This window comes from Streptomyces sp. NPDC058000, from assembly GCF_042886435.1.
Taxonomy (GTDB): Bacteria; Actinomycetota; Actinomycetes; order Streptomycetales; family Streptomycetaceae; genus Streptomyces.
The window spans coordinates 1-24041 of the sequence record NZ_JBHVQS010000026.1 but is presented as its reverse complement, the minus strand read 5'-3'; the positions used below and the strand labels follow the sequence as shown (position 1 = coordinate 24041).

At 71.3% G+C, this 24041-nt stretch carries 22 protein-coding genes and 1 tRNA gene; 18 read left to right on the top strand and 5 right to left on the bottom strand.

What is annotated here, in order from left to right; translation table 11 throughout:
- Positions 1 to 48: 48 nt before the first annotated feature.
- Positions 49 to 636 (top strand): cysteine hydrolase family protein, encoded by a 588-nt coding sequence (locus tag ACFVT2_RS23945; protein WP_390021205.1) that lies wholly within the window; start codon positions 49 to 51, stop codon positions 634 to 636.
- Between the two features lie 330 nt (positions 637 to 966).
- On the opposite strand, the gene ACFVT2_RS23940 is transcribed toward ACFVT2_RS23945, so the two are convergent.
- Positions 967 to 1434 carry a hypothetical protein gene (locus ACFVT2_RS23940; RefSeq protein ID WP_390021203.1) on the bottom strand — a complete coding sequence of 156 codons (468 nt, stop codon included), beginning with the start codon at positions 1432 to 1434 and terminating at the stop codon, positions 967 to 969.
- 194 nt (positions 1435 to 1628) lie between these two features.
- Between ACFVT2_RS23940 and ACFVT2_RS23935 the strand changes: the two genes are divergently transcribed.
- From ACFVT2_RS23935 to ACFVT2_RS23910, 6 genes are all read left to right on the top strand, one after another.
- Positions 1629 to 2582, top strand: coding sequence for a phosphotransferase family protein (locus ACFVT2_RS23935; protein ID WP_390021201.1), 954 nt, complete (start codon positions 1629 to 1631; stop codon positions 2580 to 2582).
- 202 nt (positions 2583 to 2784) lie between these two features.
- Entirely contained in the window at positions 2785 to 3813 is a 1029-nt protein-coding gene (gene argC / locus ACFVT2_RS23930) for an N-acetyl-gamma-glutamyl-phosphate reductase (protein ID WP_390021200.1), read from the top strand.
- Between the two features lie 112 nt (positions 3814 to 3925).
- Positions 3926 to 5080 carry a bifunctional glutamate N-acetyltransferase/amino-acid acetyltransferase ArgJ gene (gene argJ, locus ACFVT2_RS23925; RefSeq protein ID WP_390021198.1) on the top strand — a complete coding sequence of 385 codons (1155 nt, stop codon included), beginning with the start codon at positions 3926 to 3928 and terminating at the stop codon, positions 5078 to 5080.
- A gap of 64 nt (positions 5081 to 5144) precedes the next feature.
- Positions 5145 to 6098 (top strand): acetylglutamate kinase, encoded by a 954-nt coding sequence (gene argB / locus ACFVT2_RS23920; RefSeq protein ID WP_390021197.1) that lies wholly within the window; start codon positions 5145 to 5147, stop codon positions 6096 to 6098.
- Positions 6095 to 7345: an acetylornithine transaminase gene (locus ACFVT2_RS23915; protein WP_390021196.1), complete on the top strand. Its 1251-nt coding sequence runs from the start codon at positions 6095 to 6097 to the stop codon at positions 7343 to 7345. The genes argB and ACFVT2_RS23915 overlap by 4 nt, the downstream gene beginning before the upstream one ends.
- A 19-nt stretch (positions 7346 to 7364) precedes the next feature.
- The gene (locus tag ACFVT2_RS23910; protein ID WP_100602218.1) at positions 7365 to 7907 is read left to right on the top strand and encodes an arginine repressor; all 543 of its coding nucleotides are present in this window, start codon (positions 7365 to 7367) and stop codon (positions 7905 to 7907) included.
- Positions 7908 to 8040: 133 nt separating this feature from the next.
- On the opposite strand, the gene ACFVT2_RS23905 is transcribed toward ACFVT2_RS23910, so the two are convergent.
- Positions 8041 to 8114 (bottom strand) — tRNA-Pro (locus ACFVT2_RS23905).
- Between the two features lie 142 nt (positions 8115 to 8256).
- Here ACFVT2_RS23905 and ACFVT2_RS23900 point away from each other — a divergent pair.
- The 6 genes from ACFVT2_RS23900 (at position 8257) to ACFVT2_RS23875 (ending at position 16326) form a co-directional block, all read left to right on the top strand.
- On the top strand, positions 8257 to 8658 hold the full coding sequence (locus ACFVT2_RS23900) for a DUF488 domain-containing protein (RefSeq protein ID WP_390021195.1): 402 nt from the start codon (positions 8257 to 8259) through the stop codon (positions 8656 to 8658).
- Positions 8659 to 8862: 204 nt separating this feature from the next.
- Entirely contained in the window at positions 8863 to 10059 is a 1197-nt protein-coding gene (locus ACFVT2_RS23895) for an argininosuccinate synthase (RefSeq protein WP_390021193.1), read from the top strand.
- A gap of 116 nt (positions 10060 to 10175) precedes the next feature.
- Positions 10176 to 11603: an argininosuccinate lyase gene (gene argH, locus ACFVT2_RS23890; protein WP_390021191.1), complete on the top strand. Its 1428-nt coding sequence runs from the start codon at positions 10176 to 10178 to the stop codon at positions 11601 to 11603.
- Positions 11604 to 11776: 173 nt separating this feature from the next.
- A complete protein-coding gene (locus ACFVT2_RS23885) occupies positions 11777 to 12328 on the top strand; it encodes a TetR/AcrR family transcriptional regulator (protein ID WP_390021190.1) in 552 nt (183 codons plus the stop codon).
- Positions 12325 to 13977: an MFS transporter gene (locus ACFVT2_RS23880; RefSeq protein WP_390021188.1), complete on the top strand. Its 1653-nt coding sequence runs from the start codon at positions 12325 to 12327 to the stop codon at positions 13975 to 13977. Before ACFVT2_RS23885 ends, ACFVT2_RS23880 begins: the two co-directional genes overlap by 4 nt.
- Positions 13978 to 14355: 378 nt before the next feature.
- Positions 14356 to 16326, top strand: coding sequence for a bifunctional metallophosphatase/5'-nucleotidase (locus ACFVT2_RS23875; protein ID WP_390021187.1), 1971 nt, complete (start codon positions 14356 to 14358; stop codon positions 16324 to 16326).
- A 101-nt stretch (positions 16327 to 16427) separates the two neighbouring features.
- Here the strand turns inward: ACFVT2_RS23875 and ACFVT2_RS23870 are convergent, their stop codons facing one another.
- A complete protein-coding gene (locus tag ACFVT2_RS23870; protein WP_390021186.1) occupies positions 16428 to 17099 on the bottom strand; it encodes a lysophospholipid acyltransferase family protein in 672 nt (223 codons plus the stop codon).
- Positions 17100 to 17412: 313 nt separating this feature from the next.
- Between ACFVT2_RS23870 and ACFVT2_RS23865 the strand changes: the two genes are divergently transcribed.
- Positions 17413 to 18594 (top strand): glycerophosphodiester phosphodiesterase, encoded by a 1182-nt coding sequence (locus ACFVT2_RS23865; protein ID WP_390021184.1) that lies wholly within the window; start codon positions 17413 to 17415, stop codon positions 18592 to 18594.
- Between the two features lie 203 nt (positions 18595 to 18797).
- A complete protein-coding gene (locus tag ACFVT2_RS23860; RefSeq protein WP_390021183.1) occupies positions 18798 to 19286 on the top strand; it encodes a GNAT family N-acetyltransferase in 489 nt (162 codons plus the stop codon).
- A gap of 46 nt (positions 19287 to 19332) precedes the next feature.
- On the opposite strand, the gene ACFVT2_RS23855 is transcribed toward ACFVT2_RS23860, so the two are convergent.
- Together ACFVT2_RS23855 and ACFVT2_RS23850 are read right to left on the bottom strand one after the other, a co-directional pair.
- Positions 19333 to 19794, bottom strand: coding sequence for a hypothetical protein (locus tag ACFVT2_RS23855; protein WP_390021181.1), 462 nt, complete (start codon positions 19792 to 19794; stop codon positions 19333 to 19335).
- Complete coding sequence (locus ACFVT2_RS23850) at positions 19787 to 20155, bottom strand: hypothetical protein (protein ID WP_390021180.1); 369 nt, start codon at positions 20153 to 20155, stop codon at positions 19787 to 19789. The genes ACFVT2_RS23855 and ACFVT2_RS23850 overlap by 8 nt, the downstream gene beginning before the upstream one ends.
- A 668-nt stretch (positions 20156 to 20823) precedes the next feature.
- On the opposite strand from ACFVT2_RS23850, the gene ACFVT2_RS23845 reads away from it, so the two are divergent.
- From ACFVT2_RS23845 to ACFVT2_RS23835, 3 genes are all read left to right on the top strand, one after another.
- Positions 20824 to 21882, top strand: coding sequence for a methionine ABC transporter ATP-binding protein (locus tag ACFVT2_RS23845; RefSeq protein ID WP_390021179.1), 1059 nt, complete (start codon positions 20824 to 20826; stop codon positions 21880 to 21882).
- Positions 21879 to 22616: a methionine ABC transporter permease gene (locus ACFVT2_RS23840; RefSeq protein ID WP_390021177.1), complete on the top strand. Its 738-nt coding sequence runs from the start codon at positions 21879 to 21881 to the stop codon at positions 22614 to 22616. Before ACFVT2_RS23845 ends, ACFVT2_RS23840 begins: the two co-directional genes overlap by 4 nt.
- Positions 22617 to 22716: 100 nt before the next feature.
- Positions 22717 to 23574, top strand: a complete 858-nt coding sequence (locus ACFVT2_RS23835) for a MetQ/NlpA family ABC transporter substrate-binding protein (RefSeq protein ID WP_390021175.1) — start codon at positions 22717 to 22719, stop codon at positions 23572 to 23574.
- Positions 23575 to 24041 lie beyond the last annotated feature (467 nt).

The window sequence follows — 24041 nt, the reverse complement described above, 5'->3', positions numbered from 1 at the left end:
CTTTTCACCTCCTGTGAGCGGGCCCGCCGGGGCGGCAGGATCGTGGGCATGGAGATCACACAGAACGCGGCGCTGGTAGTGGTGGACGTGCAGAAAGGCTTCGACGAGTCGGAGTTCTGGGGCCCGCGCAACAACCCGGCCGCCGACGCGAACATCGCCGCGCTGATCGCGGCCTGGCAGGACACCGGCCGGCCGGTCGTCTTCGTACGGCACGATTCGAACGAGCCCGGCTCGCCGCTGCGGACCGGGTACGAGGGAAACGACTTCAAGGAGTACGTCGAGGGGCGGCGCGGCAAGGGCGGCGGGCCGGAGCTGCTCGTCACCAAGTCCGTGAACTCGGCGTTCTACGGCACCCCCGACCTCGACGACTGGTTCAAGGCGGCGGGCATCACCCAGGTCGTACTGGCCGGCATCCAGACCAACATGTGCGTGGAGACCACCGCCCGCATGGGCGGCAACCTCGGCTACGACGTGCTGGTCGCCCTCGACGCCACCCATACCTTCGACCTGACCGGCCCGAACGGCTGGCAGCTGACGGCCGACGAGCTGGCCCGCGCGACTGCCGTCTCGCTGCATGGCGGGCGCTTCGCCCGGGTGGTGACGACCGACGAGCTGGTGGCCGCCGTCCGCCCCTGACACCCCAGGTCGGGGGCGGCTCCCTCGGCTCTTTCGGCTACCACTGGAACGCCAGGGAGAGCCATCCCCTGCCCGGCAGGCAGCCTCCGCCACTCCCCCGGGCCCACCCGACAGCCCACATGCCAGGTCGAAGACTCAGCCCCACGCGGCGTGCTCCGGCCACCCGACCCCACGCGGGTGTGGTCCAAGTGGAGCGCTCAGTGTGGTGCGACGCGTCGGCCGACCCGAAGACTCGGCCGCAGCAGCCGTCTCAGTCGTCGGCGGCTACCAGGAGGGCGAGGGTGCCGAGGCGGCGGTCGACCAACACGAGTTCACGGAACTCGATCTCGGTTATTCCTGGGCGGAGCCGGGGCGCCGCCGTCGTCCCGTGGCGCGGTGAGGCGCCCTGTACCAGACGGCCAGTGCGCCGACAGCGAGGCCGATCCCTATGGCTGCCCACACAGCTGGGTTCTCCTCCACCCACATGCGCCGGTCGCCCGCCATGCCAATGGAGCCGACGAGGCGGCCGTTGCGCCCAGGGACCAGGCAGGACAGAGCGAGGAACGCCACGCAGCCGAGGGCTGCCGCGCCGATGCAACGAACCCGCTGCCGCCGTCTCAGCGCGGCTGAGGCCAGTGCCCAGCAGCAGAGAATGCCGCTGCCACAGAACACGCCGAAGGCGAAGCCCGCACCCGGACCGAGACCGGACACCCAACGCCACAGGGGATCTCCCACGACGACCGATGCGGCGCCACCAAGGACGATGATCCAGGCCAACTTCGTGGCATGACGTTCGGACATTCTGGCTATGAAGGACATCGCGGCAAGGCTACGGCACGGGGGTGGCGGTCCCCCAGTCCCATGAGTCGGGACGTTTCCGCTGTTCACAGGGGGCGGGGACGAGCCACGGCCATCGACGCAGAATTATGTGTGTGGACGTTCGCTGTGCGTGAGCCTGGTGGTGAGGTGGTCCGACGTCGGTGGAAGTGACTGGAAGGACTGGGGCCGGCACGGTGACCAACCACGATGAGGCGGCGGCTGTTCGACCGTTGACCCTGGCTTGGGTGAGCCGCCACCTGGAGGTCGGCGAACGGATCGTCGGAACCGAGGCGCTGCACGGCGGCATCACTGCCGAAATGCGGAGGCTGACCATCGGCACGCGGGACGGAGGCACCCGCGACCTGGTGCTGCGGACCTTCGTCAACGTGGAGCACGCCGAGGACCGGCTGAACAGGGAGGCTGGCGCCCTGACCCTGTGCACGGGGACCGGCGTGCCGGCTCCTGGCCTGGTCGCGGTTGATCCGGCCGCCGCGCATTGCGAGTATCCATCGCTCCTTATGACACATCTGGCGGGCCGGACGGTCCTCGACGATGAGGGATTGGAGGCGCGCGTCCCGCTGCTGGCGCGTCAACTCGTGGCGATCCACGCGTTGCGACCCGCTGAGCGGCCCAGGGAGTATGTGGCGTTGACGACCGCCGACACCGTCGTGACCCCGAAGGGTGCCGACGCGGCGGCATGGGCCGCGGCGATCGACGTGATCCGCAAGCCCGCGCCGCCCTATGAAGGGCGATTCCTGCATCGGGACTTCCAACCCGGCAACGTGTTGTTCGACGTGCCGCCCCCAAGGCCGGCAGGTGCCCGGATCGCTGGCGTCGTCGACTGGGCGGCCGCCTCCTGGGGCCCGGCGGATCTCGATGTGGCGCACTGCTCCACCAATCTCGCGCTGCTGCACGGCCCGGCGTGGGGTCTGCGGTTCGCTGAGGCGTACGAGGAGGCAGGCGGGGTGCTGGCCGCGGCCGCGAGCGAGCGGCTGTACTGGCGGGTGCGGGACGGGCTGGCGTGCTCAGAAGAAGTGCAGTTGGTGTCGCAGCCATGGCGGGAGGCGGGCAGAACAGAGCTGACGACGCGAGCCGTGGAGGAGCGGCTGGACGCCTATGTCACTGCCCTGATGGACGCGCTGGGCTGAGCCAAGGCAGTCCGGGGCGCGGCCCTGGCCTCATCGTTCACAGCTCAACCAACCCGACGGGATCTTCGCGCCCGCTGCCTCGCCCGCACACGCACAGCAGCGCCACCCGACCGGGGCGGGCGGATGCATAAAGCCGCCAGCCATTGCATAAAACTGCCGCAGTCCGTATAGTCATGCCATCGATGAGGAGGGTCCAGGGGCCATGACGGTACGAGCAGCAGTCGCCGGTGCGAGCGGATACGCGGGAGGTGAGCTCCTGCGCCTGCTCCTGGGGCACCCGGAGGTCGAGATCGGGGCGGTCACCGGGCACTCCAACGCGGGGCAGCGCCTGGGCGCACTACAGCCACATCTGGGCCCGCTGGCCGATCGGGAGCTGGCGCCGACCACGCCCGAGGTGCTGGCCGGCCACGACGTGGTGTTCCTCGCGCTGCCGCACGGCCAGTCCGCGGCGGTCGCCGAAGAGCTCGGCCCCGACGTCCTGGTCGTGGACTGCGGCGCGGACTTCCGCCTGAAGGACGCCGCCGACTGGGAGGCGTTCTACGGTTCGGCCCACGCCGGCACCTGGCCGTACGGCCTCCCGGAGCTGCCCGGCGGCCGCGCGGCGCTGGCGGGGGCCAAGCGCGTCGCGGTCCCCGGCTGCTACCCCACCGCCGTCTCGCTCGCGCTCTTCCCCGCCTACGCGGCCGGCCTCGCCGATCCGGAGGCCGTGATCGTCGCGGCGTCCGGCACCTCCGGCGCGGGCAAGGCCCTCAAACCGCATCTGCTCGGCTCCGAGGTGATGGGCTCGATGAGCCCGTACGGCGTGGGCGGCGGGCACCGGCACACCCCGGAGATGATCCAGAACCTCAGCGCGGCGGCCGGCGAGCGGGTCGCGGTGTCCTTCACCCCGACCCTGGCGCCGATGCCCCGCGGCATCCTCGCCACCTGCTCGGCCAAGGCCCGGCCCGGTGTGGACGCCGAGACGGTCCGCACCGCGTACGAGAAGGCGCTGGCCGGCGAACCGTTCGTCCGACTGCTGCCCGAGGGGCAGTGGCCCGCCACCGGCTCCGTGCACGGTTCCAACGCGGTGCAGATCCAGGTGGCCCTCGACCCGGCGGCCGGCCGGATCATCGCGATCAGCGCCATCGACAACCTGACCAAGGGCACCGCCGGCGGCGCGGTCCAGAGCATGAACATCGCCCTCGGCCTCCCCGAGGAGCTGGGACTTTCCACGATGGGAGTCGCGCCGTGAGCGTCGCACGCGCAGCCGCCGGGCCGCAGACGATGACAAACGCCGCGCCGCTGCGCTGCGCGGGCGACAGTGACACGAGCCGCTGCTGCGGCGGGGCGAACAAGGAGATGCAGTGAGTGTGACGGCAGCGCAGGGCTTCCTCGCGGCGGGCGTCGCCGCCGGGATCAAGGAGAACGGGAACCCCGACCTCGCCCTGGTGGTCAACAGCGGGCCGCGCCTGGCCGCCGCCGGCGTGTTCACCTCGAACCGCGTCAAGGCCGCGCCGGTCGTCTGGTCCGAGCAGGTCCTCAAGGGCGGCCGGGTCTCCGCGGTGATCCTCAACTCCGGTGGCGCCAACGCCTGTACGGGCCCGCTCGGCTTCCAGGACACCCACGCGACCGCGGAGAAGGTCGCCGAGGTGCTGGACGGGCACAGCGCCGGAGAGGTCGCGGTGGCCTCCACCGGCCTGATCGGCGTGCGGCTCCCCATGGACCGGCTGCTGCCCGGCGTCGAGAAGGCCGCCGCCGAACTCACCGATCACGGCGGCGAGAAGGCCGCGATCGCCATCAAGACCACCGACAGCGTCCACAAGACCGCCCAGGCCACCCAGGGAGGTTGGACCGTCGGCGGGATGGCCAAGGGCGCCGGCATGCTCGCGCCCGGCCTGGCCACCATGCTCGTCGTGCTGACCACCGACGCCGACGTACCGGCCGAGCAGCTGGACGCCGCGCTGCGCGCCGCCACCCGCACCACCTTCGACCGGGTCGACTCCGACGGCTGCATGTCCACCAACGACACGGTGCTGCTGCTGGCCTCCGGTGCCTCCGGCGTCGTCCCGGACCCGGACGCCTTCGCCGAGGCGGTCCGGGAGGTCTGCGCCGACCTGGCCCGACAGCTGATCGGCGACGCCGAGGGCGCCAGCAAGGACATCCGTATCGAGGTCGTGGGCGCCGCCACCGAGGACGACGCGGTCGAGGTCGGCCGTTCCATCGCCCGCAACAACCTGCTCAAGTGCGCCATCCACGGCGAGGACCCCAACTGGGGCCGGGTGCTCTCCGCCATCGGCACCACCGCCGCCACCTTCGACCCGGACCGCCTCAACGTCGCGATCAACGACGTCTGGGTCTGCAAGAACGGCTCGGTGGGCGAGGACCGGGAGCTGGTGGACATGCGCTACCGCGAGGTGCGGATCACCGCCGACCTCGCCGCCGGCACGGAGTCCGCGGTGATCTGGGCCAACGACCTCACCGCCGACTACGTCCACGAGAACAGCGCGTACTCCTCATGACCGGACCCGCCGCGCACCGGCGCGCACCGGACGGACACCCCACGGAGCGGAACGAGGCCGCCGCATGACCACCCGCAAACACAACGCGCTCCCCAAGGCCCGCACGCTCATCGAGGCGCTGCCCTGGCTGACCCGGCACCACGGCAAGACCGTGGTGATCAAGTTCGGCGGCAACGCCATGGTGGACGACGAACTCAAGCGCGCCTTCGCCCAGGACGTGGTCTTCCTGCGGCACGCCGGACTGCGCCCGGTCGTGGTCCACGGCGGCGGCCCGCAGATCAGCGCCCAGCTCGAACTCCTCGGCCTTGAGTCGGAGTTCAGGGGCGGACTGCGGGTCACCTCGCCCGAGGCGATGAACGTCGTCCGGATGGTGCTGGCCGGCCAGGTCCAGCGCGAGCTGGTCGGCCTGCTCAACGAGCACGGCCCGCTCGCCGTCGGCATGACCGGCGAGGACGCCCGACTGATGTCCGCCACCAAGCACTACGCGGACGTCGACGGCGAACAGGTCGACATCGGCCGGGTCGGCGAGATCACCGCGATCGACGCCGGAGCGGTGCAGGCGCTGCTGGACGACGGCCGGATCCCGGTGATCTCGTCCATCGCCCGCAGCAGCGACGAGGACGACACCGCCGGCGTCTTCAACGTCAATGCCGACACCGCGGCCGCCGCCCTGGCGGCGGCGCTCGGCGCCGAGACACTGATGGTGCTCACCGACGTCGAGGGCCTCTACGAGGACTGGCCGCACAGCGACGAGGTGATCTCCCGGCTCACCGCGAGCCAGCTGGAGAAGCTGCTGCCCGACCTGGCCAGCGGCATGGTCCCGAAGATGCGGGGCTGCCTGCACGCGGTGCGCAACGGGGTGCGCAACGCCCGGGTGATCGACGGGCGGGTCCAGCACTCGATCCTGCTGGAGATCTTCACCGACGAGGGCATCGGCACGATGGTGGTCCCGGACCCCGAACCGGCCACCGAACCGCAGGGCAGCACAGCACACCACACCGCGGAGGGGGCGGCATGAGCGAGACGGTAGAGACCCTGGCCACCCGGGGCACGGAGACCGGCCACGGCCCGGTCACCAACGAGGCACTGACCCGGCGCTGGCAGGGCGCCATGATGGAGAACTTCGGCACCCCCCGCGTCCCGCTCGTCCGGGGCGAGGGCGCCACCGTATGGGACGCCGACGGCAACGCCTACCTCGACTTCCTCGGCGGGATCGCGGTCAACTCGCTCGGCCACGGCCACCCCGCGGTGGTCCGGGCGGTCTCCGACCAGATCGCCACCCTCGGCCACGTGTCGAACTTCTTCGTCAGCGGGCCCACCGTGACCCTCGCCGAGCGGCTGCTGGCGCTCGCCGGGCGGCCCGGCCGGGTCTACTTCTCCAACTCCGGCGCCGAGGCCAACGAGGCCGCCTTCAAGATCGGCCGACTGACCGGCCGCACCCACATGGTCTCCACCACCGGCGGCTTCCACGGCCGCACCATGGGAGCCCTGGCCCTCACCGGCCAGCCCACCAAGCAGGGCCCGTTCCGCCCGCTGCCCGGCGACGTGGACTACGTCCCGTACGGCGACGTGGAGGCCCTCCGGGCCGCCGTCACCACCGACACCGCCTTCGTCATCCTGGAGCCCATCCAGGGCGAGAACGGCGTGGTCGTCCCGCCGCCCGGCTACCTCAAGGCGGCCCGCGAGATCACCGCCGCCACCGGCACCCTGCTGGTCCTCGACGAGATCCAGACCGGTATCGGCCGCACCGGACACTGGCTGGAGTCCGTGGCCCAGGGCATCGACGCGGACGTCATCACCCTCGCCAAGGGCCTCGGCGGCGGCCTCCCGATCGGCGCCACCCTCGCCTTCGGGCCGGCCGCCGAGCTGCTCACCCCCGGCTCGCACGGTTCGACGTTCAGCGGCAACCCGGTGGTCTGCGCCGGCGCCCTCGCCGTCCTGGACACCATCGAGGCGGACGGCCTCCTCGACCACGTCAAGCGGGCCGGCGAGCGGCTGCGCTCCGGGATCGAGGCCCTGGGGCACCCGTTGGTCGGCCAGGTCCGCGGTGCCGGCCTGCTCCTCGGTATCGTCTTGACCGGGCCCCTCGCGCCACAGGTGCAACAGGCGGCCCAGGACGCGGGACTTCTGGTCAACGCGGTCGCGCCGGACGTCATCCGGCTCGCCCCGCCGCTGATCGTCTCCGACGAGCAGGTGGAGACCTTCCTCCAGAAGCTCCCCGGCGTCCTCAAGACGGCCGAGCAACCGGCCAACGGGGAACGATGATCCGGAGACTGACGCAACGATGACCGAGCCGCAGGGCAACGAGTCGCAGAACAGCGGCCCGGCCGTACCGCAGACCCGCACCGCCCGCCACCGCCGGATCGTGGACATCCTCAACCGGCAGCCGGTCCGCTCCCAGAGCCAGCTCGCCAAGCTGCTCGCCGACGACGGGCTCTCCGTCACCCAGGCGACGCTCTCCCGCGACCTGGACGAACTGGGCGCGGTCAAGATCCGCAACACCGGCGGCGAGCTGATCTACGCGGTACCGAGCGAGGGCGGCGACCGCAAGCCGCGGGCGCCGCTGGGGGAGTCCGCCAAGGAGGAGCGGATGCGCCGCCTCTCCGGCGAACTCCTCATCTCCGCCGAGGCGTCCGCCAACCTCGTTGTCCTGCGCACCCCGCCGGGTGCCGCCCAGTTCCTGGCCTCCGCCATCGACCAGGCCGAGCTGCACGACATCCTCGGCACCATCGCCGGCGACGACACCCTGCTCCTGATCAGCCGCGAGCCGACGGGCGGCCAGCAGCTCGCCGACCACCTCCTCCAACTGGCGGAAGGGGCGCGGTAGGGCTGACGGGGCCGGTTGCCGGGGCCCGCCCACCGGGCGGTGCCGCGCCGGCCCCGCGACGCCGCCGCACAAAACGACCGGAGGCCGCCTTCGCATCTCTGCGAAGGCGGCCTCCGGCCTGTGTTCTGCACCGTCGGGACGACAGGATTTGAACCTGCGACCCCTTGACCCCCAGTCAAGTGCGCTACCAAGCTGCGCCACGTCCCGGTGCTCGTTCCGACCGGGAGTCCCGGTCGGGGCGTGCAGACAGAAAAATACCCTGTCTTGGCCGATGAATCCAAAGCGGGTCCCCTTCGGGGCGTTCCCGGGCCTCCGGGCGGGCCCGCGGCGGCCGTGATTCGATGGGTATATGCCCGCAAAGCCATCCAAAGCGAAGAAATCGAAGGCGTCGCACGAGGTCGAGGTCCGCCGGGTGTACGACCCGCCGGAGCCGGTGGACGGGGCGCGGGTCCTGGTGGACCGGCTGTGGCCCCGGGGGATGGCGAAGGGGGACGAGCGGATCGCCGGCGTCGAGTGGTGCAAGGACGTGGCGCCGTCGTCGGAGCTGCGCAAGTGGTACGGGCACGACGAGGAGCGGTTCGGGGAGTTCGTCGAGCGCTACCGGGCCGAGCTGGCCGAGGGGGCGGCGGGGGAGGCGCTGGCGCACCTGCGGGAACTGGCGGCGGGCGGTCCGCTCACGCTGCTGACATCGACGAAAGCGGTGCCGCTCAGCCATGCGGCGGTACTGCGGGAGGTGCTCGGAGAGCGGTGAGGGGGCTGAGGGCGCTGGGGGGGGCGAAATGCGGTGCTCCGGCGTCCGCGTCGCGCCGATGTCACGTCGATGCCGTGCCGATGATCGAGTGGCGCCGTCCGATGAGGTAGCGCTGACCTGCGGTTTTCCGAATCCGTTGACGAAACATACGGTCGAGTGCATACTTATGCCTATCAGCGTATGCACCACCGTAAGGAGAAGCCCGTGACTGAGCGCGTCGTACTCGCCTACTCGGGCGGTTTGGACACCTCCGTCTGCATCGGCTGGATCGCCGAGGAGACGGGCGCCGAGGTCATCGCCGTGGCGGTGGACGTCGGCCAGGGCGGCGAAGACCTGGACGTCATCCGCAAGCGTGCACTCGCCTGCGGTGCCGTGGAGGCCGAGGTCGCCGACGCCAAGGACGAGTTCGCCGACGAGTACTGCCTCCCGGCGATCAAGGCCAACGCCCTCTACATGGACCGCTACCCGCTGGTCTCCGCGCTGTCCCGACCGGTCATCGTCAAGCACCTGGTCGCCGCCGCCGCGAAGCACGGCGCGACCACGGTCGCGCACGGCTGCACCGGCAAGGGCAACGACCAGGTCCGGTTCGAGGCCGGTATCTCGTCCCTCGCCCCCGGCCTCACGTGCATCGCGCCGGTCCGGGACTACGCGATGACCCGGGACAAGGCGATCGCCTTCGCCGAGAAGGCCGACCTGCCGATCGCCACCACCAAGAAGTCGCCGTACTCCATCGACCAGAACGTCTTCGGGCGGGCCGTGGAGACCGGCTTCCTGGAGGACATCTGGAACGCGCCGACCGAGGACGTGTACGCGTACACCCAGGACCCGGCCGCCGCCCGCGAGGCCGACGAGGTCGTCATCACCTTCAAGGAGGGGGTGCCGGTCGCCCTCGACGGTCAGCCGGTCACCGTCCTCCAGGCCATCGCACAGCTCAACGCGCGGGCCGGTGTCCAGGGCGTCGGCCGGATCGACCTGGTCGAGGACCGGCTGGTCGGCATCAAGTCCCGTGAGGTGTACGAGGCACCGGGTGCGATCGCGCTGATCACCGCGCACCAGGAGCTGGAGAACGTCACCGTCGAGCGCGAACTGGCCCGCTACAAGCGGCAGGTCGAGCAGCGCTGGGGCGAGCTGGTCTACGACGGCCTGTGGTTCTCGCCGCTCAAGCGGGCCCTGGACGGCTTTCTCGACGAGGCCAACCAGGCTGTCTCCGGCGACATCCGGATGACCCTGCACGGCGGCCGCGCGGTGGTCACCGGCCGGCGGTCCGCGCAGTCGCTGTACGACTTCAACCTCGCCACCTACGACACCGGCGACACGTTCGACCAGTCGCTCTCCAAGGGCTTCATCGAGCTCTTCGGCATGTCGAGCAAGATCGCCGCACGGCGTGACCTGACAGGCTGACCCTTCCGGGACCCGGCGCACGGGTCCGACCCGCCCGCCGTTCGAGCGCCGAACGGGCTGACCTCCGGCCCGTCCGGCGCTCGCCGCGAACCCACCATCCACGAGGAGCACAGCTAGTGAGCAGCAACAACGGCGACGTCCGGCTCTGGGGCGGCCGCTTCGCCGACGGGCCGGCCGAGGCGCTCGCCAAACTCTCCGCCTCCGTCCACTTCGACTGGCGGCTGGCCCCCTACGACATCGCCGGCTCCCGGGCACACGCCCGCGTGCTCCACAAGGCCGACCTGCTCACCGCCGACGAACTGGCCCGCATGATCGAGGGGTTGGACAGGCTCGAACGCGACGTCGCCGACGGCTCGTTCACCGGCACCATCGCCGACGAGGACGTGCACACCGCCCTGGAGCGCGGGCTGCTGGAGCGGCTCGGCCCGGACCTCGGCGGCAAGCTGCGCGCCGGCCGGTCCCGCAACGACCAGGTCGCCACGCTCTTCCGGATGTACCTGCGGGACCACGCCCGGATCATCGGCGGGCTGCTCGCCGACCTCCAGGAGGCGCTGATCGGCCTCGCCGAGGCGCACCCGGACGTCGCGATGCCGGGCCGCACCCACCTCCAGCACGCCCAGCCGGTGCTCTTCGCCCACCACGTGCTCGCCCATGTGCAGCCGCTGGCCCGGGACGCGGAGCGGCTGCGGCAGTGGGACGAGCGGACCGCGGTCTCGCCGTACGGCTCGGGGGCGCTGGCCGGCAGCAGCCTCGGGCTCGACCCGGAGGCGGTCGCCGCGGACCTCGGCTTCGAGCACGGTTCGGTGGGCAACTCCATCGACGGCACGGCCGCGCGGGACTTCGTCGCGGAGTTCGCCTTCATCACCGCGATGATCGGGGTCAACCTGTCCCGGATCGCCGAGGAGGTGATCATCTGGAACACCAAGGAATTCTCCTTCGTGACCCTGCACGACGCCTTCTCCACGGGCTCGTCGATCATGCCGCAGAAGAAGAACCCGGACATCGCGGAGCTGGCGCGGGGCAAGTCCGGGCGTCTGATCGGCAACCTGACGGGGCTGCTGGCGACGCTGAAGGCGTTGCCGCTCGCGTACAACCGCGACCTCCAGGAGGACAAGGAGCCGGTCTTCGACTCCTGCGACCAACTGGAGGTGCTGCTCCCGGCGTTCACCGGGATGATGGCCACCTTGACCGTCAACCGGGCGCGGATGGAGGAGCTGGCGCCGGCTGGTTTCTCGCTGGCCACCGACATCGCGGAGTGGCTGGTCAAGCAGGGCGTGCCGTTCCGGGTGGCGCACGAGGTGGCCGGTGAGTGCGTCAAGGAGTGCGAGGCGCAGGGCATCGAGCTGGACCAGCTCACCGACGAGCAGTTCGCCAAGATCTCGCCGCACCTGACGCCCGAGGTCCGGGGCGTCCTCAACGTCCCCGGTGCGCTCGCGGCGCGCAACGGCCGCGGCGGCACCGCGCCGTCGGCGGTGGCGGTCCAGCTCGCCGAGGTGCGGGCGGACCTGGTGCAGCAGCAGGAGTGGGCTGCGGCCAAGAAGTGACGGGAGCGCGGCCGGCGCCGCGCGCCGGCCGGTGAGGCGGCCTCCACCCGATCGGGTGGAGGCCGCCTCGCGTTGTGGACGTGCCCGGCGGCGGGGCTCCGGTGGACGACGGCGCGGGCGGCCCCGGAGAACTCGCTGAGACATTGGTGTCTCATTCGGATACTCTTCGTCTCATGGCCGTGGATCGAGAACGCGTACTCACCGAAGCCGCCGCACTGCTCACCCGCCGCGCGACGACCTCGATGGACGAGATCGCCCGCGCCGCGGGCATCAGCCGGGCGACCCTGCACCGGCACTTCGCGGGCCGCGACGCGCTGATCCGGGCCCTGGAGGAACACGGCATAGCGAGGTTCGCGCGGGCGATGGACGCCGCCCGGCTCGACGAGGGGGACGCCGCCGGGGCGCTGCGCCGCCTGATCCGCGAGGCCGAACCGGTCGCCGGCGTGCTGGCCTTCCTCTTCACCGAGAACCAGCTCTTCGAGAGCGGGCCGGTCAACGCCGGCTGGGCCCGGCTCGACGCCCGGCTCGCCGCACTGTTCCGCCGCGGCCAGGAGGAGGGCGACTTCCGGGTCGACCTCAGTACGGCCTGGCTGACCGAGGCGTTCTACGGACTCCTCGGCGCCGGCGCCTGGGCGGTACACGAAGGCCGCGTCGCCAAGAACGACCTCAACCACTCGATCGCCGAGCTGCTGCTCGGCGGCATCCGACGGAGCATGGAGAAATGAGCGATCCCATAGCCGCAGAGCGGGCTGGTTCAGCCGCGGGGCGGGCCGGTTCGGCCCATGCGGACGAGCAGCCCCGGCCGGGCCGCTGGCTCGCACTCTCGGTCCTGGTCCTGGCGGTCCTGCTGGTCGGCGTCGACGCCACCGTGCTCGGCCTCGCTACCCCCTTCCTCAGTGAGGATCTGCGGCCGACCGGCACCCAGTTGCTGTGGATCGGTGATATCTACTCGTTCGTCATCGCCGGTCTGCTGGTCTCCATGGGCAGTCTCGGCGACCGGGTCGGCCGGAAGAAGCTGCTGCTGATCGGCTCGGTGGCGTTCGGCGCGCTGTCGGTGCTCGCCGCCTACGCCACCACCCCGTCGATGATGATCACCGCCCGGGCCCTCCAGGGCGTGGCCGGTGCGACGCTGATGCCCTCCACCCTCGCACTCATCCGCAACCTCTTCCACGACCCGAAGGAACGCAGCCTGGCGGTCGGCATCTGGGGCGCGATGGCCTCAGCCGGTACGGCGGTCGGGCCGGTCCTCGGCGGCTTCCTGCTGGGCCACTTCTGGTGGGGCTCGGTCTTCCTGATCAACCTGCCGGTGATGGCGCTGCTGGTCGTCGTCGGCGCCAAGGTGATCCCGGAGTCCCGCAACCCCGACCCGGGCCCGTGGGACGTCCCCAGCGTCCTGTTGTCCCTCGTGGGCGTCCTCGGCATCGTCTACGCCATCAAGGAAGCGGCGGTGCACGGCCTCCGGTGGGACATCGGGCCGGCCGCCGTCATCGGCCTGCTCGCCCTGCTGCTGTTCGTCCGCCGCCAGCTCACCCTGGCCTCGCCGCTGCTGAACATGAAGCTCTTCCACCACCGGGGCTTCTCCGGCGCGGTCCTGGCCAACCTGCTGACCATCCTCGGCCTGTCCGGGCTGGTCTTCTTCCTCTCCCAGTTCCTCCAGATGGTGCAGATGCGCTCGCCGTTCAACGCCGGCATGATCGAACTCCCGGCCGCGATCGGCGCGGTGGGTGCCGGTCTGGCGGCCGGCTGGGTCGCCCGGCGGCTATCGGTGCGGCTGGTGGTGGCCGGCGGTCTGGCGGTGGTCGGTCTCTCGCTCGCCGGCTGTATCACCCTGCACGGCGACACCGGCACCTTCGCGCTGTGCAGCATCCTCTTCGTCGTGGGCGTCGGCGCCGGCTTCGCCTTCACGGTCACCGCCGACGTCATCCTCTCCAGCGTGCCCAAGGAAGAGGCCGGCGCCGCCTCCGCGGTCTCCGAGACCGCGTACGAACTGGGTGCCGCGCTCGGCATCGCCCTGCTGGGCTCCATCGTGACCAGCATCTACCAGGGCTTCGCCACCCCCGCCGGGGTGTCCGAACACGTCGCCGACGCCGCCCGCTCCTCGCTCGGCGGTGCCGTGGACGCCGCCGCCCGCCTCCCCGCCGACCAGAGCGCCGCCCTGCTGAAGGCCGCCCAGGACTCCTTCGTCAGCGGCGTGGACACCGCCGCCGGAGTGGGCGCGGTAGTGCTGCTGGGCGCCGCGGTGGCCGCGTGGTTCCTGCTCCGCGGCCAGCGGCTGGGCGACAGCGCGGCGACCCCGCAGCCGGCGGTGGACGCCGCGACCGCACCGGTGGCCGGCTCCGGCTCCGCCGCCGGCGGCCCGTCCGAACTCCCGTGACCGGCCCACCGGCAGCCCTCACCCGACCCACCCGCGCTGCCCTCTTCTGACCCACCCGCGCTGCCCTCTCCCGCCCACCCGCGCTGCCCTCTCCCGCCCACCCGCCCTGCGTTCCCCACCCCACCCCCGACCGGGCACCCGTAAGGGCCCACCCGGCGGGCGAACGAGGGACAGCGCCCCGCCCCCTGCCCCCACGCAGGCGTGTCCCGTGGAACGTGACCGCACGCACCGGCCATGATCCACAGGACACGCCCCTGGGGGCGACTGTCCTCTGCCGTTCACGCCCGGTACGCGTCCTGGTGGCCGGTTGTCCCGCGCGGCTCGTTTGACTCTCCCGTCGTCCCCCCAACGGTCGGACCCGCTCAGGAGAGTGACGCAGTGCGCGACATCGGACGACGGTCCTTCGTAACCGCCGCGGGGGCGATGGCCACCGCCAGCGCGATCGGTACCAACGCCTATGCCACCGGCCACGCCCGCGACGCCGCCACGGCGGACGAGTACGTCGACGTCCAGCTGCTCAACATCACCGATCTGCACGGTTATCTGCAGGGTGCCCCGGGCGCCAACTCCGTCATCACAGGCGCCGGTGGCAAGCGCTACACCGTAGGCGGCGTCGCCTACATGGCCGCCCACCTGGAGCGGCTGCGCGCCGGACGGCGCAACTCCCTCTTCTTCGCCCCCGGCGACCTCTTCTCCGGCTGGGAGTTCGACGCCGCCTCCTTCGCCGACGAACCCACCATCGAAGCCCTCAACGCCCTACGGATGGACTTCGCCTCGGCCGGCAACCACGAGTTCGACAAGTCGACGGTCTTCCTCCGGGAGCACATGGAACGCGGCCGCCCGTTCCCGGTCGTCGGCCGCGACGACTCCTTCACCGACTCCACCGGCCACCGCTTCCGCGGCGCGAACTTCCCCTACTACAGCGCCAACATGGTGTGGCACGACACCGGCCGGCGGGTGCTGCCGCCGTACAACATCGTGCACGTGGACACCGGCCGCGGCCGCCGGCTGCCGATCGGCTTCATCCACCTGACCGCCATCGGCACCGAGTCCTTCCCCGGCTCCTACCAGCCCGGACTGCGCACCCTGGACGAACTGGAGACCGCCAACCGCTGCGCGGCGGCCCTGAAGCGCCGGGGCGTCAACGCGATCATCCTCAGCATGCACGACGGCGCGGTCGCCGGCAGCGACTTCCAAAGCGGCAGCAACCCCTCCGGCCCGGCCTACGAACTGGCGCTGCGGGTCTCGCCGGACATCGACGCCATCGTCACCGGCCACTGGCACTGCGCCTTCACCATGATGCTGCCCGACCCGAAGGGCGTGCCCCGCCCGTTCGTCGAGGCCGGCTGCTACGGCCAGATCATCAACGAGATCAACCTGCGGCTCGACCCGGTGACCGGCAAGGTGATCCGGGCGCTGACCACCTCCGTCAACCACCCCAACACCCGCGACGTGACACCGGATCCGGAGCTGAAGTCGATCGCCGACTACTGGGCGGGTTACGGCGCCCGCCGCGCCCGCACCCGGATCGGCACCCAGACCGCCTCCTTCACCCGCCGGCGCAACGAGGTGGGGGAGTCCACCATGGGCAACCTCGTCGCCGACTGGGCGCTGTGGGCGGGCGGTCAGCCGCACGGTCCGATGGACGACCCCGGCGGCCACCGCAACGTCCCCGCCGAACTCGCCGTCATCGCGGTGGCCCCGCGGGTCGGGGCCGCCATCATCGCCGCCGACCTGGTGCGCGACGAAGCGTCGGACGGCGTGGTGACCTACGGGCAGGCGTGGAACGCGGTCGGCTTCGGCGACCCGATCATGACCGTCACGGTCACCGGCCGGCAGATCCACGACGCCCTGGAGCAACAGTGGGCGTCCACCGCCGGCGGCGGCCTGTCCTTCGCCCCGCTGGCCGTCTCCGGCAACGTCCGCTACACCTTCGACGCCGCCGGCCGGGCCGGGCACCGGATCGACCCCGCCGAGGTCCGCATCGACGGCGAGCGGCTCGACCCGGCCCGCCGCTACCGCCTCGCCGCACCCTCGTACACCCTCATCAACCAGGACGGCTTCAGCGCCTTCACCGGGTTCACCGAACCCGTCCGGCACACCCGGGACTTCGAGAGCTTCATCGCCTACGTCCGCACCCGGCGCCGGCTGTCCCCGACCGAACTGAACCGCATCACGGCCAAGAACGCCCACCTCCCCGGCGCCCACGTCGGCTCCGTCGCCGTGCACCAGCAGCTCCTCCAGGCCGACGGCAGCCGCATCCCGCGCCCCGAGGAGGCGCTGCGCAAGGCGCTCGCCGGCGACGCCGAGGGCCAGCGGGCACCCGGCGGCTTCCAGGTCCCCTGCTGAGCGCCCGGTAGCCGCGGTCCGGCCGGACCGCCGCACCGAGCGGCCGCGCACGCCAAGGGCCCCGTCCGAGGACGGGGCCCTTCGTGGCGTGGGGGGCGGGATCAGGCGGCGGCGCGGGCCTTGGTGGCGTACACGTCGACGTACTCCTGGCCGGACAGCTCCATGACGTCGCTCATCACCTCGTCGGTGACCGCCCGCAGGACGTAGCGGTCCCGGTCCATGCCCTCGTACCGGGAGAAGTCCAGCGGCTCACCGAAGCGCACGGTCACCGGGGCGAGGTGCGGACGGCCCGTGCCGCCGGGCTGCACCTTGTCCGTGCCGACCATGGCGAACGGGACGACCGGGGCGCCGGTCATCAGCGCGAGCCGTGCGACGCCGGTGCGGCCGCGGTACAGGCGGCCGTCGGGGGAGCGGGTGCCCTCCGGGTAGATGCCGAAGGCGTGGCCCTCCTCCAGGATCCGGCGGCCGGTCATCAGCGCTGCGACCCCGCCGTGCCCGCCGTCGCGGTCCACGGGGATCATCCCGGCGGTGGTGAAGAACCAGGCCATCAGCCGGCCCTTGATCCCCTTGCCGGTGACGTACTCGTCCTTGCCGATGAAGAACACCGGGCGCTTGACCACCAGGCTCAGGAACAGCGAGTCGATGAACGTGACGTGGTTGCCGGCCATGATCACCGGGCCGGTCTCCGGAATCCGCTCCATGCCCTCGACCTTCGGGCGGAACAGGACACGCATCATCAGTCCGAGGATCGCCTTCAGCACAATGCGGGACAACGGGCCCTCCGGGTCGTGGTGGTCAGTAGCAGGGGACGCAGCGCTCTGCAGCCCAGGACCATACTCGCGGGTCACTCCCGCGCGCACATCGGGTTCACGGGGCCGATACGCAGAGTTGACGTGTGTTACGTCCATGTTCCCCGCAGTCCTTCCGGGCGTCTCCCCGGCATCACCCGTCCGTGCTTACGATCATGGGGCTTCCGGAAGGAGTCCACAGACACCTTCCGGACCCCTGGATACACCGGAATACCCCGGAACATCCGGAATGCCACCGGGTCGGACCGGGACACGACGCAGAACGAGGAGCGCGGGCATGGAGAAGCGGCACGAGCCGGGACGACGGACGGTACTGGGTGCCGCGGCCCTGGGTGCGGGGGCGGCGGTAATGGCCGGCGCGGGACAGGCGTACGCCGCCGGCCCGGCGGAGCACGCCGCCGCCCCGGCGAACCGGCCGGCACCGGCCGGCCGGCCCGGCAAGCTGCCGGTCCCGCTGGTCGTCGGCCACCGGGGCGCCAGCGGCTACCGCCCCGAGCACACCATGGGCTCCTACCAACTCGCCCTCGACATGGGCGCGGACGTCATCGAGGCCGGTGACCTCGTCCCCACCAAGGACGGGCACCTGATCCTGCGCCACGAGCCCGACATCAGTGCCACCACCGATGTCGCGCAGCACCCGGAGTTCGCCGGCCGCAGGACGACCAAGGCCATCGACGGCAAGAAGATCACCGGCTGGTTCACCGAGGACTTCACCCTCGCCGAGATCAAGACGCTGCGCGCCAAGGAGCGCATACCGGACGTCCGCCAGCACAACACCCTCTACAACGGCGTCTGGCCGGTCCTCACCTTCGAAGAGGCCCTGCAGTGGGCCGAGAAGAAGGGGCGCGAGCGCGGCCGTCCGGTCTGGCTGCACATCGAGACCAAGCACCCCACCTACTTCCGCAAGCTGGGCCTGGGGCTGGAGGAGCGGCTCGCCCACCTGCTGCGTCGCTACGGCCGGCACACCGCACACGCCCCGAACTTCCTCCAGTCCTTCGAGCCCAGCAGCCTGCGGCGGCTCGGCGAACTGGGCGTGAAGTGCCCGAAGGTCGTCCTGCTCGACGAGCCGTCCGTCCGGCCCTGGGACTTCGTCGAGTCCGGTGACCCGCGCACCACCGCCGACCTGCTCAAGCCCGAGGGGCTCAGGTGGATCGCCGGCTTCGCCCAGGGCATCGGCCCCTGGCTGCCGCAGATCATCGCGCAGGACGACAAGGGCAAGCTCGGCAAGCCCACCACCCTGGTCCGCGACGCGCACACCGCAGGACTGGTCGTCCACCCGTACACCGTGCGGAACGAGAACAACTTCCTGCCGCTGGACTTCCAGGTCGGCAAGAACCCGGGCGACTACGGCAACTCGCTCGCGTACTTCAAGGCGCTCTTCGCCACCGGCATCGACGGCCTGTTCTCCGACAATCCGGACACCGCGCTGCTCGCCGCCGAGGAGTTCCGCCGGCACTGACCCGCGCCGCGCCTCCCGGACCGGCGCCCTGCCCCACTGACCCGCGCACTCATCTGAGTTGGCAATGTCACAGGGGAGCTTGGCGCCGGTCCGTTCCGCTTGTCCCGTATGCCCGCGCAGAATGCCTCCGGCGGAGATTGCCGCTGCCGAATGCCGGGGAGTCCGGAAGCGGACAGCGAACCGAAAAGGGGAGGCAGACGCGCATGGGCACGAGCGTGACCATCTCGACGGCGACCGACGACGACGCCGAGCAGATCCTCAAACTCCAATACCTCTGTTACCAGGCCGAGGCCGCGCTCTACGACGACTACGGAATCGAGCCGCTGACCCAGACACTGGACTCCCTGCGCGCCGAACTGACCTCCGGCTGCGTCGTGGTGGCCAGACTGGGCGAGGAGGTCGTCGGCTCGGTGCGCGGCACGGTCGACACCGACGGCACGGCGAAGATCGCCAAGCTGATCGTGCACCCCCGGCTCCAGCGGCACGGCATCGGCGGCCGGCTGCTGGCCGCCGTCGAGCGGCGACTGGCCGACGAACGCTCGGCCAAGCGCTACCGCCTCTTCACCGGCCACCGCAGCGAGGGCAACCTCCGGCTCTACCGCAGCCACGGCTACGCCCCGGTCGGCACCGAGCAGCTGACCCACCGGCTGAGCCTGGTCACGCTGGAGAAGGAGCCCGCCGCAGCGCAGTGACGCCGGACCGGGCCCGCGACGGCGGGCCCGGACATCCCCCCGTGCGCTACGCCGTCGCCGTACGGGCCCGGCGCAGCCACATCAGTCCGGTGACCGGCAGGGCGACCGGGATGAAGAGGTAGTCCATGCCGAAGTACGACCAGACCGTGGAGTCCGCGAACGCCGCCGGGTCCACCAGCGTCCAGGTGCCGATGCCGACCACCCCGAGCAGCTCCAGGCCGCAGCAGACGACCGCCGCCCGGCGGGCCCCCTCGCCGCCGCGCACCAGCGAGAAGGTGATGAAGCCGTAGACCAGCGCGGAGACCGCCGACAGCAGGTACGCCAGCGGGGCGCGGTCGAACTGGGCGATCAGCTGGTAGAGCGAGCGGGACGCGGCGGCCACGGTGAAGACGCCGTAGAGGGTGACCAGCAGCCGCCCCGGGCCCGCGCCCAGCCTCGTGGCCGGATCCCGGACCGTGGTCTCCTCCGCGGCACCGGTCGCCGCGGTCTTCGGGGCAGTCTCAGACACTGCCGCCTCCCCAGATGTCGAAGAGCCGTACTTCCAGAACAGCCAGCACCACGGCGCCCGCGGCGACGCTGGCCGAACCCCACCGGGTCCGCTCGGAGAGCGACATGAACCCGGTCGCCGGGACGCACGCGACCGCCCCGAGCAGATACGCGAGGAAGAGCGCGGTGCCCTTGGCGGGGGAGTGTCCGCGCGCCAACTGCACGATGGCGATGGCCAGTTGGACGATGCACAGCAGCGACACGACGATCATGCCGATGAAGTGCCAGTCCTTGGTGGGTTCGTTGCGGTACGCGGCGAAGCCGCACCAGGCGGCCAGCGCGAGAGCGGCCACGCCGACCGCGATCGTCAGCGCGTCGATCACCGCGGCCTCCGGGCGAGGCGGCCGCGCGCTGTGGGGTTGTGGAGCATGGGCCCGATGCTAATCGGCGCCGGACGGATCACCGCGTCCGGCCCCGCCGTTGCCCGCCGGACCGGCGCCGGGGTACGGGGGCGGCCCGGCGGTCGTGGCGTTGGCCACAGCTCGTCCCGCACCGGCCGGGCGCCCGGCCGCCGGGCCTCCGTGCCGCCGGCAGTATCCGCGCAGGCCACGGGCGGACCGGCAGGATCGTCCGGGGTGGACGGGGCGCCGTCCACGGACCGGGCACCACCGTCCGCTATGCGGACAGGGTTGATCGGGTCGTACCGCTGTCTGGTTTACTGACCGCCATGACCACGACGAGCCGCCGCACCCCCGCGACCGAGGCGTACCCCACGCCCGGTGCTCGTTGCATGTGTCGAATGTGTGACCGCTGAGGGCCCCCGTCTGAGCCTCGCGCCCCGAAGCGAGACCTGCCCCCGCGCTCCGAAGGAGCAGGGGACCCCACCATGAGCCGCACGCCGAGAACCCGGCGCCATCGGCCGCCCCGCGTCACCGGAACCCGGAGCCGGGCCCCGCGCCCACCGCCGCTCCCCGTTCCCCCCCTGCCGCACTCGCACAGCATGCCCCGTGCCCGGCCAGCCGCCGAGCACTCGACAGTGACGGAATTCCCTGTGATCACCACAACGGGCCTGACCAAGGTCTACCGATCGGGAGGCCGTGAGGTCACCGCCCTGGACGGCGTCGACCTGCACGTCCGAGAGGGCGAGGTGTACGGCGTCATCGGTCAGAGCGGCGCCGGCAAGTCCACCCTCATCCGCTGCCTCAACCTCCTGGAGCGCCCCACCTCCGGCACGGTCACCGTGGCCGGCCAGGACCTCACCGCCCTCGGCGGACGCGGTCAGCGCGCCAACGCCGCACTGCGCGCCGCCCGCAGCCACATCGGCATGGTCTTCCAGCACTTCAACCTGCTGTCCTCACGCACCGTCCAGGACAACGTCGAACTGCCGCTGGAGATCCTCAAGGTCGGGCGCCGCGACCGCACCCGCAAGGCCCTGGAACTCCTCGACCTGGTCGGCCTCGCCGACAAGGCCAAGGCGTACCCCGCCCAGCTCTCCGGCGGCCAGAAGCAGCGCGTCGGCATCGCCCGCGCCCTGGCCGGCGACCCCAAGGTGCTCCTCTCCGACGAGGCCACCAGCGCCCTGGACCCGGAGACCACCCGCTCCATCCTCCGACTGCTGCGCGACCTCAACCAGCAGCTGGGCCTGACCGTCGTCCTCATCACGCACGAGATGGACGTCGTCAAGACCATCTGCGACTCCGCCGCGCTGATGAAGGGCGGCCGGGTCGTCGAACAGGGCACCGTCGCCGAACTCCTCGCCACCCCCGGCTCCGAACTCGCCCGGGAGCTGTTCCCGGTCGGCGGCGAGCCCTCCGGCGAGGACCGCACCGTCGTCGACGTCACCTTCCACGGTTCGGCCGCCACCCGCCCGGTGGTCTCCGAACTGGCCCGCACCTACAACGTCGACGTCTCGATCCTCGGCGCCGCCATGGACACCGTCGGCGGAAAGCAGGTCGGCCGGATGCGCATCGAGCTGCCCGGCCGCTTCGACGACAACGTCGTCCCCATCGGCTTCCTGCGCGAGCAGGGTCTGCAGGTCGACGTCGTCGACGGCGCCGCTGCCGACGCCGCCCCGACGACCACCCCGCTCCAGAAGGAAGATGCCCAGTGAGCTGGAACGACATGCAGCCGCTGCTGTCCGACGCCACCCTCGACACCGTCTTCATGCTGTGGTGGTCCACGGTCTACTCGGTCCTGATCGGCATCCCCATCGGCGTCCTGCTGCACCTGACCGACCGCGGGGCCCTGCTCCAGAACGTCGTGGTGAACAAGGTCCTCGGCGCGATCGCGAACATCGGGCGGTCCTTCCCGTTCCTGATCCTGATCGTCGTGCTGATGCCCTTCACCCGCTTCCTGGTCGGCACCGCCATCGGCCCGACGGGTGCCGTGGTCACGCTCACCATCGCCGCCATCCCGTTCTTCGCCCGCCTCGTGGAGGCCGCGCTGCGCGAGGTCGACCAGGGGCTGGTCGAGGCGGCCCAGGCGATGGGCGGCGGCACCTGGACCGTCATCTTCAAGGTGCTGCTCCCGCAGGCGCTGCCGGCCCTGGTCGCCGCCGTCACCACCACGGTCATCACGCTGATCGGCTACTCGGCGATCGCCGGCGCGGTCGGCGGCGGCGGACTGGGCGCCCTGGCCTACAACTACGGCTATCTGCGGTACGACACCACGCTCATGATCGTCACCGTCGTCGAGTTGATCGCCATCGTCACCGTCGTTCAGTTGCTGGGCGACCTGATCGTCCGCCGGCTCGCCGGCCGCGGCACCCGTCCTTCTTCCTCTCTGCGGGTCGGTCTGCGCCGGGTCCGCACCGATGAGCCGGCCCCGGCCACCGAGGCAGCCTGACCCCACGAACCACCCGCGTCACCCGCACCCCGTAAGCCCGGACCCTTTGCCGGGCGCAGCTCACACGGACCCCCGTGTGCACCAGAAAGAGGCACTCTTCGTGCGTAACACCATCAAGATCACCGTGGCGGTGGCCGCCGCCTCCGCCGTAGCCCTCGGCGCCAGCGCCTGCAGCGCCCCCTCCGACGTGTCCGCGAGCAGTGACAAGGGCGACAAGAACGCCCCGCTGGTCATCGCCGCCAGCCCCACCCCGCACGCCACGATCCTCGACTACGTCAAGGACAAGCTGGCGCCCCAGGTGGGCCTCAAGCTGGTCGTCAAGACCTTCAACGACTACAAGCTGCCCAACAAGGTCACCGAAGACGGCCAGGTCGACGCCAACTTCTTCCAGCACAAGCCGTTCCTGGACACCTACAACAAGGAGAACGGCTCCCACATCGTCCCGGTCGTCAACGTCGAGATCGAGCCGCTTGGCGTCTACTCCAAGAAGATCCACAAGCTCTCCGACCTGAAGTCCGGCTCCACCGTCTCGGTCCCCAACGACCCGTCCAACGAGGGCCGCGCGCTCAAGCTGCTCGCCGACAACGGTGTGATCACCCTCAAGTCCGGCGTCGGAGCCGACGCCACGCTGACCGACGTCAAGGACAACAAGGGCATCAAGATCACCGAGCTGGAGGCATCCCAGACCGCGGCGCGCCTCGCCGACGTCGACGCCGCCGTCATCAACGGCAACTTCGCCGTCGGCGCCGACCTCAAGCCGTCCACCGACGCGCTGGCGCTGGAGAAGGCGCAGGGCAACCCCTACGCCAACTTCCTCGCCGTCAAGAAGGGCAACGAGAACGACCCGCGGATCAAGAAGCTCGCCAAGCTCCTCAACTCCGACGAGGTCAAGAAGTTCATCGAGGGCAAGTACAAGGACGGCTCGGTCATCCCGGCCTTCGGCCCGGTCAAGAGCTGACGCCTCGTTCCCGTGGGGGAGCCGTCCTCTCGGCGGCTCCCTCCTCGTACCGGAGTCGTGCCCCACAAGAGTCGTCTTCCCAAGGAGTCGCCCTTCCTTCCCCGGAGGGGCTTCTCCCTACGGGAGGTGTCTTTTCAGGGGAGCCGTCTCCCTGGCGAAGCCGTTGTCCTTTATTTAGGGGAGCGGTTGTGCCCGCCCTATTAAGGGAGCGGTGCTCGGCCGTATCACGGTGCTCGCCTCTTTTACGGGAGAGGTGCTCGCGGCTCTTATCGAAGAGCGGTGAGCACGCCCTTGGTAACGGGGGTGGCGGGTGCGCTCCTATATAGCCCGCCGCCCACCCGTACCTCTTGTTTTTCCCCGCCGCCCACCCCCCTTCGGGGGGTGGGCGGGTGGGGTCACGGGCCCCCGCCGCCCCCCCCCCCCCCGCCCCGGCCCCGGCCCGCGGCGCCCCCGCGGGCCCCTGAGGC

Bases quoted from the DNA above. Each gene is read 5' to 3' on its own strand.
- ACFVT2_RS23945 (WP_390021205.1), top strand. From the start codon at position 49: ATGGAGATCACACAGAACGCGGCGCTGGTAGTGGTGGACGTGCAGAAA.
- ACFVT2_RS23940 (WP_390021203.1), bottom strand. From the start codon at position 1,434: ATGTCCTTCATAGCCAGAATGTCCGAACGTCATGCCACGAAGTTGGCC.
- argC (WP_390021200.1), top strand. From the start codon at position 2,785: ATGACGGTACGAGCAGCAGTCGCCGGTGCGAGCGGATACGCGGGAGGT.
- argB (WP_390021197.1), top strand. From the start codon at position 5,145: ATGACCACCCGCAAACACAACGCGCTCCCCAAGGCCCGCACGCTCATC.
- ACFVT2_RS23915 (WP_390021196.1), top strand. From the start codon at position 6,095: ATGAGCGAGACGGTAGAGACCCTGGCCACCCGGGGCACGGAGACCGGC.
- ACFVT2_RS23910 (WP_100602218.1), top strand. From the start codon at position 7,365: ATGACCGAGCCGCAGGGCAACGAGTCGCAGAACAGCGGCCCGGCCGTA.
- ACFVT2_RS23900 (WP_390021195.1), top strand. From the start codon at position 8,257: ATGCCCGCAAAGCCATCCAAAGCGAAGAAATCGAAGGCGTCGCACGAG.
- ACFVT2_RS23885 (WP_390021190.1), top strand. From the start codon at position 11,777: ATGGCCGTGGATCGAGAACGCGTACTCACCGAAGCCGCCGCACTGCTC.
- ACFVT2_RS23880 (WP_390021188.1), top strand. From the start codon at position 12,325: ATGAGCGATCCCATAGCCGCAGAGCGGGCTGGTTCAGCCGCGGGGCGG.
- ACFVT2_RS23865 (WP_390021184.1), top strand. From the start codon at position 17,413: ATGGAGAAGCGGCACGAGCCGGGACGACGGACGGTACTGGGTGCCGCG.
- ACFVT2_RS23860 (WP_390021183.1), top strand. From the start codon at position 18,798: ATGGGCACGAGCGTGACCATCTCGACGGCGACCGACGACGACGCCGAG.